General features: G+C 60.7%; 10 protein-coding genes. 5 read left to right on the top strand and 5 right to left on the bottom strand.

Translation table 11 applies throughout. From position 1 onward, the window contains the following. The first annotated feature begins 49 nt into the window (after positions 1-49). The 4 genes from HAT86_RS03565 to HAT86_RS03550 all read left to right on the top strand — a co-directional run bounded on the left by HAT86_RS03565 (position 50) and on the right by HAT86_RS03550 (position 4,616). A complete protein-coding gene (locus HAT86_RS03565; protein ID WP_167193483.1) occupies positions 50-1,171 on the top strand; it encodes a beta-ketoacyl-ACP synthase III in 1,122 nt (373 codons plus the stop codon). Positions 1,172-1,457: 286 nt separating this feature from the next. Next, positions 1,458-1,916, top strand: a complete 459-nt coding sequence (locus HAT86_RS03560; RefSeq protein ID WP_167193481.1) for a phage regulatory CII family protein — start codon at positions 1,458-1,460, stop codon at positions 1,914-1,916. A 117-nt stretch (positions 1,917-2,033) separates the two neighbouring features. After that, positions 2,034-2,420 carry a DUF2946 family protein gene (locus tag HAT86_RS03555; RefSeq protein WP_167193479.1) on the top strand — a complete coding sequence of 129 codons (387 nt, stop codon included), beginning with the start codon at positions 2,034-2,036 and terminating at the stop codon, positions 2,418-2,420. A 102-nt stretch (positions 2,421-2,522) separates the two neighbouring features. Then, the gene (locus HAT86_RS03550; RefSeq protein ID WP_167193477.1) at positions 2,523-4,616 is read left to right on the top strand and encodes a TonB-dependent receptor domain-containing protein; all 2,094 of its coding nucleotides are present in this window, start codon (positions 2,523-2,525) and stop codon (positions 4,614-4,616) included. 51 nt (positions 4,617-4,667) lie between these two features. Here the strand turns inward: HAT86_RS03550 and HAT86_RS03545 are convergent, their stop codons facing one another. From HAT86_RS03545 to ileS, 5 genes are all read right to left on the bottom strand, one after another. Then, entirely contained in the window at positions 4,668-5,543 is an 876-nt protein-coding gene (locus tag HAT86_RS03545; protein ID WP_167193475.1) for a helix-turn-helix transcriptional regulator, read from the bottom strand. Positions 5,544-5,653: 110 nt separating this feature from the next. Further along, a complete protein-coding gene (locus tag HAT86_RS03540) occupies positions 5,654-6,475 on the bottom strand; it encodes a substrate-binding domain-containing protein (protein ID WP_167193473.1) in 822 nt (273 codons plus the stop codon). Between the two features lie 43 nt (positions 6,476-6,518). Next, positions 6,519-7,295, bottom strand: coding sequence for an ATP-binding cassette domain-containing protein (locus HAT86_RS03535; protein WP_231125803.1), 777 nt, complete (start codon positions 7,293-7,295; stop codon positions 6,519-6,521). After that, complete coding sequence (locus tag HAT86_RS03530; RefSeq protein WP_167193471.1) at positions 7,282-7,989, bottom strand: ABC transporter permease; 708 nt, start codon at positions 7,987-7,989, stop codon at positions 7,282-7,284. The genes HAT86_RS03535 and HAT86_RS03530 overlap by 14 nt, the downstream gene beginning before the upstream one ends. Positions 7,990-8,164: 175 nt before the next feature. Further along, positions 8,165-11,080, bottom strand: a complete 2,916-nt coding sequence (ileS, locus tag HAT86_RS03525) for an isoleucine--tRNA ligase (RefSeq protein WP_167193470.1) — start codon at positions 11,078-11,080, stop codon at positions 8,165-8,167. 287 nt (positions 11,081-11,367) lie between these two features. Here ileS and HAT86_RS03520 point away from each other — a divergent pair, with 287 nt between their 5' ends. Further along, the gene (locus HAT86_RS03520; RefSeq protein ID WP_167193468.1) at positions 11,368-11,778 is read left to right on the top strand and encodes a group III truncated hemoglobin; all 411 of its coding nucleotides are present in this window, start codon (positions 11,368-11,370) and stop codon (positions 11,776-11,778) included. The last annotated feature ends 176 nt before the right edge of the window (positions 11,779-11,954 follow it).

Here is an 11,954-nt window from a genome sequence, read left to right as displayed (position 1 = left end):
CGGGGCAGGGCCTAGACGATCTAGCGGCACGCTTTGGAAAGGTCCGCCGATGTATCAGCCAGCGATCACAGGGTCGGGTGTGTTCACACCCGAGCAGGTTATCACCAATGACGAATTGGTCGATGCCTTCAACGCTTATGCCACGGCTTTTAACGACGCCAACGCCAAGGATATCGCCGCCGGCACGGTTGAGGCCAAGGGCCTGTCGTCGCCCGAATTCATTCTGGGTGCGTCCGGGATTGAGCAACGCCACGTGATGGACAAAACCGGCGTTCTGGACCCGTCTGTCATGCATCCGGTGCTGCGGCAGCGCAGTGATGACGAACCGTCGATCATGGCGGAAATGGCGCTTGATGCCTGCAAGACGGCGCTGCGGCAGGCCGGGAAGGATGCGGCGCAGGTTGATCTGGTGATTTGCGCCGCATCGAACCATGAACGCCCATATCCGGCGATAGCCATTGAAATTCAACAGCTTTTAGGTGCGGGTGGCTTTGCCTTCGACATGAATGTGGCCTGTTCTTCGGCAACGTTCGGCATTCAGGCGGCGGCGGATATGATCCGCGCCGGCTCGGTGCGGTGCGCATTGGTCGTGAGCCCTGAAATCTGTTCCGGCCATCTGGAGTGGCGCGACCGCGATTGTCACTTCATTTTCGGCGATGTGTGCACCGCGCTGGTTCTGGAACGTGCCGAGGATGCGGCGGGCGACCACTTTGTTGTGCGGTCCACACGCTGCGCCACGCAGTTTTCTAACAACATCCGCAACAACAACGGATTTTTGCGCCGCACCCGCCCCGATGGGATGGCCGACCGGCGCGATATGCAGTTCGTTCAAGAGGGCCGCAAGGTGTTCAAGGAAGTTCTGCCACTGGTCTCGCGCCACATTGCCGGTCATCTGGATCAAGAAGATGTCCACCGCGACGATTTGCGGCGGCTGTGGTTGCATCAGGCGAACAAGGCGATGAATGATTTTATCGGCAAAAAGGTGTTGGGCCGCGTGCCTGATCCTGCGGAACAGCCCAATATCCTGCAGGATTATGCGAATACCTCTTCAGCAGGGTCCATCATTGCGTTTTCGAAGTATTCCCAAGATCTTGCTTCTGGCGATGTCGGGCTGATCTGCTCATTCGGGGCGGGCTACTCGGTTGGGTCTGTCTTGTTGCAAAAGACCTAAGCTCACCGCAAAGGAATTTATGTCACACCCTGCGATCAGGTGGGGTGGGGCCTGCCTTTGCCTCGGCGCATATGTGGAAGTGACTTCCGGGGATAGAACACACGCACCGCAGACCAAGGTGGGCATAACCCTGACCCCACCCCGCCCCGCAAGGGGTTGCGGGGCATCCGGACACCCGCCGCTGACACCGCGGGATTGCGTTATGGGTTACATTTGGTGATAAAGCGCGAAATGGGAAAAGCCTTGAAGGATTCCCCACCGTAACAGGTTTTGTAGGGGTGAGTGCATGTCGACCATAGGAAGTTATCTCAAGAAGCACACCGAGGCCTTGGTCAAGGACGTGGGGATCGAACCGGCCTGCCAGTTGACCGGGAAATCCAAGGCGACATTGGGCCGGTATTATTCCGATCACGACGAACATGCCGATCGCTTCATGCCGGTTGATGCAGTGGCCGCTTTGGAAGAGGCCGCCAGCTATCCACATGTGACCGGGGCTTTGGCCGAATTGCGCGGCGTTGGCCTTGAGTTCAATGGCAGCCGCCGCAACACTGATCGGTCGGGCGGCGTCAACAGCGATGTGATCGCCCTGTCGCAGCGATTCGCCATGCTGATGGCCGAGTATCAGCAATCCATCGAAGATGGTGTGATCACCGTGAACGAGGCCAAGCGCCTGCTGCGCGAAACCACGCAATTACAGCAGGTTCTGATCAACATGAAGCTGCACCTCGAAGAGGAAACCAGCTAAGCAAACGCCCTGGCGTCGCGGGGCAGGCTCGGACTGAGTGTTGCCGAGGTTTCTTCGCAACAGCTGCGACTAAAAAGGTGTTGCACAAGCAATCACATTTGCGCGATCACGGTGGCCATGCGGAAAAACGCACCCGGATCCACGCGACTGAGCGACTTTGTGTCGCTTATCCTGACCGCCCTGTTGGCGGTTCAGGTGGCGACGGCGTATTTGCCTCCGGTTGGCAGTGCGCGGGCCGAAGCGCAAGAACTGGTCATTTGTGGTGCTGAAGGCGTCCAGACGGTCACTCTACCACAATCCAAAGGTGACAGCCCGCATGAAGACATGGCTGGGCATTGCCCGCTTTGTATCGTGTCCGTTTCTGATGTCAGCGCCACACCGCCATTGGCAGCCCATCCTGTCGTTCTTCGCAGCCTGCGCTATGCGCAGGATATCGGCGGCACGCAGCCTGTTGGCCAAACCGCGCGTCCCTATGCCATCCGCGCCCCGCCTTTGGCCGTTTGAGATCCCGAAAATACTGTCCTGCTGATGCTGACATGCACCAGGGGGCTGCATTGCGCGGCATGCATGCCGCCGACCTCTCAAACGAACAAAGGTTTACTTGTCATGTTTACGACTTTTCCGATGCGCCTTGGCGCTGTCGCTGTGGTGTTGTGCTCGGTCTCGACCTTGGCACAGGCACAGGCGCAGGCCACACTTGCCACCGATCCAGCCACTGATGGCGAAACCATTTTGCTGACGCCGATCGTAGTTGATGCGGATGTGCCGCAACACGGCCCGATGTCCACCATCCTGACCGCCACAGGCCAAAGCAGTTCACCCGCCTCGGATGCGGCCGAAGTGCTGCGGGCGGTTCCGGGTGTCACCTCGGGGCGGATGGGCGGCCACGGGCTTGAGCTTGTGATTCGCGGCCAGCAGCAGAACCAGCTGAACATCATCGACGCCGGATCATTCACCTATGGGGCCTGCCCCAACCGCATGGACCCGCCAACCAGCACGGCATCGCTGAACCGGGCGGATACGATCATCGTCGAAAAGGGCTATGCAAGTGTCACGCACGGTCCCGGCGGCTCGGGCGGGGCGGTCATTCTGGAGCGCGAGGCCCCGCAGCTTGATGCGGACAAACGGACCGAAGGCACCTTTGCAGCAGGCACTGGCACCAATGGCACCGGCACCGAATTTGGCGGCACCCTGTCGGTCGATCTGGGACGTGGGTTTTACATCGAAGGCGGGCTAGAGCGGAAATCGGGTGACAATTACACCGATGGCTCAGGCCGCACTGTGCGCAGCGCCTTTGAACAGACCAACGCCGGGATCACCCTTGGCTATGTCGGCAACGGTGTCGATCTGGCGTTCGACGTTGATTATGCACTGGCCGAGGATGTTCTGTTTCCAGGTGCGGGAATGGACAGCCCGTTGGATGAAAACTTTGTCTACCGCCTGCGCGGTGGGGTTGACGTGACTGCCGGTGCCCTGACCCGGATCGAAGGCAATCTGTATTACAGCACGGTCGATCACGTGATGGACAATTATTCGCTGCGTGTTCTACAGCCCGGAACAATGGCGATGCGCACGCCGTCTACATCCGACACCATCGGCGGCAAGCTTGAGGCGCATCTGAGTTTCGGCGCGACCGAGGCCAAATTGGGCGTTGATTACCAATCCAACACCCGCTTTGCGGCAATGTATGCCGGGATGCCGGGCATGATCCCACGGCTGGATGCGGCTGACCCGTCGCGCGGGCGGTTCCTGATGTGGCCCGATGTGACGATTGCGCAAACCGGGGTGTATTTTGAATCTCAAACCGACTTGTCGGATCGCGTGCGTCTGAAACTGGGCGCGCGCTATGACCATGTGCGCGCCAAGGCCGGGGCGGCCAATGTTTCGCCCGCACTGGATGGGGGGCGCACGCCCAACACCTATTACCTGCGCGAATACGGCACCACCTTCAACAGCGCCCGGACCGAGGACAATGTCGGCGGCCTGATCCGTCTGGAATACGATTTAACGCCTGACATGATGGTATTTGGCGGGCTGTCACGCTCGGTGCGGACGGCGGATGCGACCGAACGCGCCATGGGCCGGGCCAATTGGGTCGGCAACCCCGATATCAAGCCGGAAAAGCACCATCAGCTGGATCTGGGCCTGCAAATCGACAAGGGGCAGTGGTATCTCAACGCCTCGGCCTACAGCGATTGGGTAGACGATTACATCCTGCGTGATCAGTTCTCGGTCGCGAATGTCATTACTTACCGCAACATCAGTGCGCGCCTGTCGGGTGTTGAACTGTCCGCAGGGTGGGAACGCAATGGCTGGGAAATCTGGGGCGATGCCGCCTATACCCGTGGCCATAACGAAACCCTCAATGCCCCGCTGGCACAAATCCCGCCGCTTCAGGGGCAGGTGTCGGTGGCCTATGGTCAGGATGGCTGGCGTGCCGGTGCGAGGCTGAACTGGGCCGACGATCAAGACAGGATCGACCTGTTCCGCGATCCGAGGGCGACCAATGGCTATACCACGCTGGATCTGTTCGGCAGCTACGAGGTGCACGACAGCACGGTCTTGATGGCGGGCATGAACAACGTGACCGATGAAACCTACGCCAACCACCTCAGCCGTTCCAACCTGTTCGATCCAGCGGTCAGTCAGGTGAACGAGCCGGGCCGCACATTCTACGTCAAGCTTGAATCCAAGTTCTGAGCCATGTCCCCGGCGCGGCCTGTTGTGCCGTGCCGGGTATGCTTGCGCAGTTCAGGCGTTCCAGCGAACGCTGCCGCACTCGGCCACGTCATAGCCTGCCATCTGTCCGGCATGGGTTTTGAAGCTGTCGCTTTGGCAAAAGGTCATCAGCCGTTGCATCGGCGGCTCGAACCATGCGCGGCGATCGACCAGCAGGTCAAACCGTTCCTCGATCACCGGGACAAAGGCCAACCCGTGTTGTGCGGCCAGTGATTGCAAGCCAAAGGTGACATCGCCATGCCCGTCGGCCACGGCCATCACGGCGTCGGTTTCACTGGGGGCGGTGTCTGTCTGACGCGCGGTGGATAGCTTTAGCCCGGCCTTGGTGGCCAGTTCAACAAACAGGGCCTGCGTGCCGGTTTCGGCGGGGCGGGGCACGATCACCCGGCCTGTCAGATCGGCGATGCCGGTCACCGCGTCTGCCAGATCGGGCCGCATCACCAGCCCACGGGTGCGTCGGGCCCATGCCACCAGAACGGCGTTTTGATCGGCGCAGCGTCCGGCCACCTGCGCCACGTTCCAATCGCCGCTTTGCACGTCATGAAGATGCAGACCCGCGGCCATGCCTTCGCCCGCGCAAAACCTGTCCAGCCCGTCAAGGCTACCGTCAAAGAACGAGGCCAGCCCGCAGCGCGATTGCCGCAAGGCCCATTCCAGCAGCGGATCGTGACTGCCAAGGCAAATCGCCGGACGCGGCGCCGCAGGGGCCGGGGCGCCGCCGGTGCTGGCACTGGCGATCCATGCCTCGATCTCGCGCCGGGGAAACAGCAGTTTACCCGTGGCGCGCGACACCGGCACATCGCCCGAGGCCGCAAGATCATACACCTTGCGTTCCTTGATGCGCAGCAACTCGGCCAGTTCGCGCACGGTCAGATAGTCGGGGGGCATCTGGGCTAAGGGATCGGTGTTGGACATCTTGTCCACGATCATCCCTCAGCTTGGCCGCGCCGACAAGCCCTGACAGCCCCGGCGCGGCGATGTTTTTCACACAGGCCGGATCAATCGGCGTTCGGGAAGAACAGTTGCTGACCATTCAGCTTGTAGTCGCCAATGGCTTGCTGTCCCGCATCCGAGATCACCCAATCGACAAAGGCCTGACCCGAGGCCGCATCGACGTTTTCGCATTTTTCGGGGTTCACAAGGATCACACCGTACTGGTTGAACAGGTCTTCGTCGCCTTCGACATGGATTTCAAAATCGGCCTTGTTGTCAAAGCTGATCCATGTGGCGCGGTCGGTCATCACATAGGCATCCATGCCGACGCCCGCGTTCAGCGTCGCCCCCATGCCCGATCCGGTTTCACGATACCACGCGCCCGAACCAGCAGCCAAATCCACATCGGTATCGGCCCAAAGGCGCATTTCTTTCTTGTGTGTGCCGGAATCATCCCCGCGCGAGGCAAACAGCGCGCCACTGTCGGCGATCTTTTCAAGGCTATCTTGCGCGTCTGTCATGCCGCCAACGCCTGCGGGGTCTTCATCCGGGCCGACGATGACGAAATCGTTATACATCAGATCAAAGCGTTCGACGCCCATGCCATCGGCCACGAATTTTTCCTCGGCGGGTTTGGCATGCACCAACAGAACGTCCCCATCGCAGTTGGCTGCGTTCTTGATCGCCTGTCCTGTGCCAACGGCCACCACGTTGACCTGAATGCCTGTCTGCTTTTCGAAGATCGGCAGCAGATAATCATAAAGGCCCGAATTGGCGGTCGAGGTGGTGGATTGCACGATGATGGATTTGTCTTGGGCTGCGGCGATGCCCGCCGACAACGCCAGTGCCAATGCAGTTGCCACACTGGAACGGAATTTAAAAGACATGAGGCATCTCCCTTTGTTTTGCCAGATGAGTTTCAGGTGAGTGTCAGACGACGATGCGCCCCTGTAGAAAATCGCGGGCTTCTTGCGTTTCGGGCCGTGACAGGAACAAATCGGCAGGTCCGTGTTCATGCACCCGACCGCGATGAACAAAAACGATGTCATCGGCCAATCGTCCGGCTTGGCCGGGGTCATGCGTGACAAAGATGATCTTGGTGCCCGCGCTATGGGCTTCCTGCACGATCTCTTCGATCTTCAGCACCGAGGCCGGGTCAAGGCTGGCTGTCGGTTCGTCCAGCAGCATCACCTTGGGCTTCAACGCCAATGCGCGGGCCAGGGCCAGCCGTTGCTGTTCCCCCCCCGATAGCAGGCGGGCCGGTTGGCGGGCGTGGCCCAATAGCCCAACGTGATCCAGCAGCGCATCGCGCCGCGCCGCATCGCGGATGCCGCGCGCCCTCAGTGCGAAATCCACATTCGCCGCCACCGATCGGCGCAGCACAACGGGTTTTTGAAACACCATCGCCTGCGTTCGGCGGGCTGTGTCATCCAATGGGGTGTCGCCCCATAGAACCTGACCGCCGGTGGCAGGTGTCAGGCCATGTGCCAGCTTTAGCAACAGCGATTTGCCTGCGCCATTGGGGCCCATGATCATGGTTATACCCTCGGCGTTCAGCGTCAGGTTCGCGCCGTGCACCAGTGCCTTGTCGCCCACGGTCAGCGATACGTCTCGCAAGGTCAGCGCGCGGGGGTCATCGCGGCGCGCAGCGGTGGTTGCAGCTGCGTCAAACGTCAGGATATTTTCCACGGCGTCACGCATATGCATGGCGCACCGCCGTCATGCGCAGGGATTGGACAAGGGCATTCACCCCAAGCGCGATCACCATCAGCACCAGCCCAAGCGCCAGCGCCAGCGCCAGATCACCCTTGGAGGTTTCAAGCGCGATGGCGGTGGTCATCACCCGTGTCAAATGGTCGATATTGCCGCCAACGATCATCACCGCGCCCACCTCGGCCACGGCCCGGCCAAAGCCCGCCAGCCCGACGGTCAGCAGTGAAAACCGCGCGTCCCAGATCAGCGCCTGCACCATTTGCCAGCGGCCCAGAACAAGCGAGCGGAACTGATCGGCATATTCGCCATGCAAGTCTTCGATCACCTGCCGCGACAGGGCCATAACGATGGGGGTGATCAGAATGGTCTGCGCAATGATCATTGCCGCCGGGGTGTAGAGCAGCCCAAGAAACCCAAGCGGCCCGGCGCGCGACAGGTGCAGATAAACGATCAGACCCACCACGACCGGCGGCAAGCCCATCAGCGCATTAGACAGAATCAAAACTGCCCCGCGCCCGCGAAATCGGGTGACAGCCAAAAGCGCGCCAAGCGGCAGGCCGATGATACACGCCAAGGCCGTGGCCGACAGACTGACACGCAAGGAAAGCGCAACGATTTCAAACAGATCAGCATCGCCTGACAGCACAAGCGTAAAAGCCAGCCCGAATGCCTCACCGAAATCCTGCAAAATTTCCCTCCAGCCGCAAAATTGCGGAATTTATGCAAAGTTAGCCCATCTGTGACATAGTGCGCAAGCGCCGATATGTGCGCGACCGGCATCAAATGCGGCGCAAGCGCAGGCATAAACGAAAAGGGCCGCCCCAAAGGCGGCCCTGATCCGGTTGGCAAGCGTTCGAGCAGGCTTAGCCAAGCGCCTCGCTACAGCGTTTGCAGGTGCCGGTGTGGCTGTGCCGTCCGACATCGGGCAGAATTTTCCAACACCGCTGGCACTTGTCGCCGCTGGCGCGTTCGAACACCACGCCGACGCCCTCGGTCTCTGGCATGCGGAACGCCTCGTTGGGCAGCGGATCACCCGTCAGTCGGATATCCGAAGTGATGCAGATATCCTCGAAGTTCACCGATTTCAGCGCGTCGAGCATCTCGGGGTCGTGCACATGCACCACCGGCGCGGCCTCAAGCGAGGCACCGATCACCTTATCGGTGCGCTGGATTTCCAGTGCGGCGGTGACCACGCGGCGGGCTTGCCGCACCTTGGCCCATTTGGCCGCCAGCGGCTCGTTCAGCCAATCGGCGGGGGTGTCGGGGATATCAACCAGATGCACGCTGGTCTCGTCGCCGGGGTTCCGCTCAAGCCAGACCTCCTCCATCGTGAAGGTCAGCACCGGCGCCAGCCATGTGGTCAGCCGGTGGAACAGGATATCCAGCACCGTGCGCGCGGCGCGGCGGCGGGGCGTGTCGCCATCGCAATACAGCGCATCCTTGCGGATATCGAAATAGAACGCCGACAGTTCCACCGTGGCAAAGTTGAACAATTGCTGCACGACGCCTTGGAAATCATAGGCATCATACCCGGTCCGCACCACGTGATCCAATTCGGCCAGACGGTGCAGAACCCAGCGTTCAAGCTCGGGCATGTCCGAGGGATCAACCCGGTCGCTTTCCTCGAAATGCGCCAGCGCGCCCAGCATGAAGCGCATGGTGTTGCGCAGGCGGCGATAGCCATCGGCCACACCTTTCAGGATTTCCGGCCCGATCCGCAGGTCGGCGGTATAATCCGACTGCGCCACCCACATCCGCAGGATATCCGCGCCATATTGCTTGGTCACGTCCTCAGGCGCCACGGTGTTGCCAAGCGATTTGGACATCTTGTTGCCCTTCTCGTCCAGCGTGAAGCCATGCGTGAGAACCCCGCGATAGGGCGCGCGGCCAATCGTGCCGCAGGCTTGCAGCATCGAGGAATGAAACCAGCCACGGTGTTGGTCAGTGCCTTCAAGATACAGATCGGCCAACCCGTCATCCGAGCCATCCTCGCGGTCGCGCAGAACAAAGGCATGGGTACTGCCACTGTCAAACCACACGTCCAGAATGTCATCGACCTTGGTCCACTCAGACGGGTCATAATCATCGCCAAGGAACCGTTCCTTGGCACCGGGCTTGTACCACGCGTCGGCACCTTCGGCCTCGAACGCCTCAAGAATGCGGGCATTCACGGCCTTGTCACGCAGCAGGTAATCGGGATCGGTGGGCAGCGCGCCAACCTTGGTAAAGCAGGTCAGCGGCACCCCCCATGCGCGTTGCCGCGACAGCACCCAGTCGGGCCGTGCTTCGATCATCGAATACAGGCGGTTGCGCCCGGTCTTGGGCGTCCATGTCACCAACTGGTCGATTGAGGCCAAGGCGCGGTCGCGGATCGTTTCGCCATAGTCGTTCTGCCCATCGCCGACCGCGCGGTCGATCGCGGCAAACCATTGCGGGGTGTTGCGGTAGATCACCGGGGCCTTGGAGCGCCACGAATGCGGATAGCTGTGCTTGATCTTGCCACGCGCCAGCAGGCCACCGACCGAGGCGAGCTTGTCGATGATCGCCTTGTTGGCGTTGCCCTCTTTCCCCTTGCGGTCAAGGATGTATTTGCCGCCGAAAAACGGCAGATCGGCGCGGAAGCCGCCATCGTCCATCACGTTATACGTGATGACCTGTTCCAACATGCCCAGATCACGGTAAAGCTCGAACTCCTCCATCCCGTGCGACGGCGCGCAGTGGACGAAACCGGTGCCTTCCTCGTCGGTGACGAAATCGGCGGGGCGGAAATCGCGCGGATCGTCCCATTCGCCGTTTGATCCTTCGGCCCCAGCCAGCGGGTGGGCGAGCGACAGGCCCGAGAGTTCCTCGGAGCTGACGTCGCGCACGCGTTTCCACATGCCGTCATCCAAGCGCGCGCGGGCCATCACATCGCTTGCCAGCTTGTCGGCCAACAAGAAACGGTCACCCACATTGGCCCAGCATTCCTCGGGCGTGTCGGTGACTTCGTAGAGGCCATAGGCAAAGCTGTCGCCGAACACGACCGCCTTGTTTGAAGGGATGGTCCACGGGGTTGTTGTCCAGATCACCACATTGGCGCCTTGCAGGTCGCCCTCGGTGGTCACCGGGAACTTCACCCAGATGGTGAAACTTTCCTTGTCGTGATATTCCACCTCGGCCTCGGCCAGCGCTGTCTTTTCAACGGGTGACCACATTACCGGTTTGGAGCCCTGATACAGCGTGCCGGTCATCAGGAATTTCTGGAACTCCTCCGCGATGATCCGCTCGGCGCGGTAATCCATCGTCAGATAGGGCTTTTCCCATTTGCCGGTGATGCCAAGGCGCTTGAATTCATTGCGCTGAATATCGATCCAGCCCTCGGCGAACTTGCGGCATTCCTGACGGAAATCGACGACATCGACCTCGTCCTTGTTCTTGCCCTTTTTGCGGTATTGCTCTTCGATCTTCCATTCGATGGGCAGGCCGTGACAATCCCAGCCGGGGATATAGCGCGCGTCGCGGCCCATCATCTGTTGGCTGCGCACGACCATATCCTTGAGGATCTTGTTCAGCGCGTGACCGATATGCAGGTGGCCGTTGGCATAGGGTGGGCCATCGTGCAGCGTAAAGGGCGCGCGGCCTTGGGCGGTCTCGCGCAGGCGGTCATAGATGCCGATCCGTTCCCAACGCTCCAGCCATTCGGGCTCGCGCTTGGGCAGGCCCGCGCGCATCGGGAAATTGGTTTTCGGCAGGTTCAGCGTGTCTTTGTAATCGGGCGTGTCAGTTGTGTCGGCGCACATCGGGGGCGTCCTTTGTCAACGGAATTTCATCTTCGGGGATGGGCGGCGCGAAGGCTCATACGCCATTGTCCCGGCAGCTCGTCTCACTCAGAGCGCCGGGCAGGTAATTCGAATGATGATGGGGCAAAAGGTCATCATGAGCCGCGTTATACGCCCCAGATTGCGCAGCGTCCAGAGGGGGCAGCGCCCGCTTTCTGGCAAAGAAAGCGGTTCGAAATCTTTTCAAGATTTCGGCCACCACGCGCACCGCACTTGAAAGCGCGGGCGCGGTGGCGCATGTCAGGGCCATGCAAAACGCATTGCCGCCAAGGTTTGCCATCACCCGCCCCCAGATCGAACGCGTCGTCGCCGTGTTCTATGCGGCTGTGCGCCAGCATCCGGGGCTGGGGCCAGTCTTTGCCGTGCATGTCGAGGATTGGCCCGCGCATGAGGCCCGGGTCGCCGATTTCTGGGCCAATTCCATCTTGCATGAACGCAGCTATGACGGCAGCCCAATGGCCGCACATGTCAAGGCGGGCAACGTCAAGCCGGGGATGTTTTCGACATGGCTGGACCTGTTCGATGCCACCTTACGCGCCGAATTGCCGCCTGAAACCGCCGCCGCATGGTCGGCGCTGGCGCATCGGATCGGGCGCAGCTTGCGCGCGGGTGTGGTTGAACGCGACAGCCTGCCGGGTGGCATCCCCAAGCTGCGCTAGCTGGTGCGCAGTATCTGACACAGGGTTCTCAATGAAGGGCAGGCTTGACGTGGTGAGGCAATTATTTCGAGTGGACATGTCAGATGACGGCTTTCAGCCCATGCACTAAATCGCTTCGCGATAGGGGCTCTGGGTGGCGGGCGTTGCGCTGAAGCGGGTTTTGCTTCGCGATTTTT

It is taken from the genome of Roseovarius gahaiensis, from assembly GCF_011601345.1.
In the GTDB taxonomy this organism is placed as follows: Bacteria; Pseudomonadota; Alphaproteobacteria; order Rhodobacterales; family Rhodobacteraceae; genus Roseovarius; species Roseovarius gahaiensis.
The sequence above is the reverse complement of the archived record's forward strand: the minus strand, read 5'-3'. Positions and strand labels throughout refer to the sequence as shown.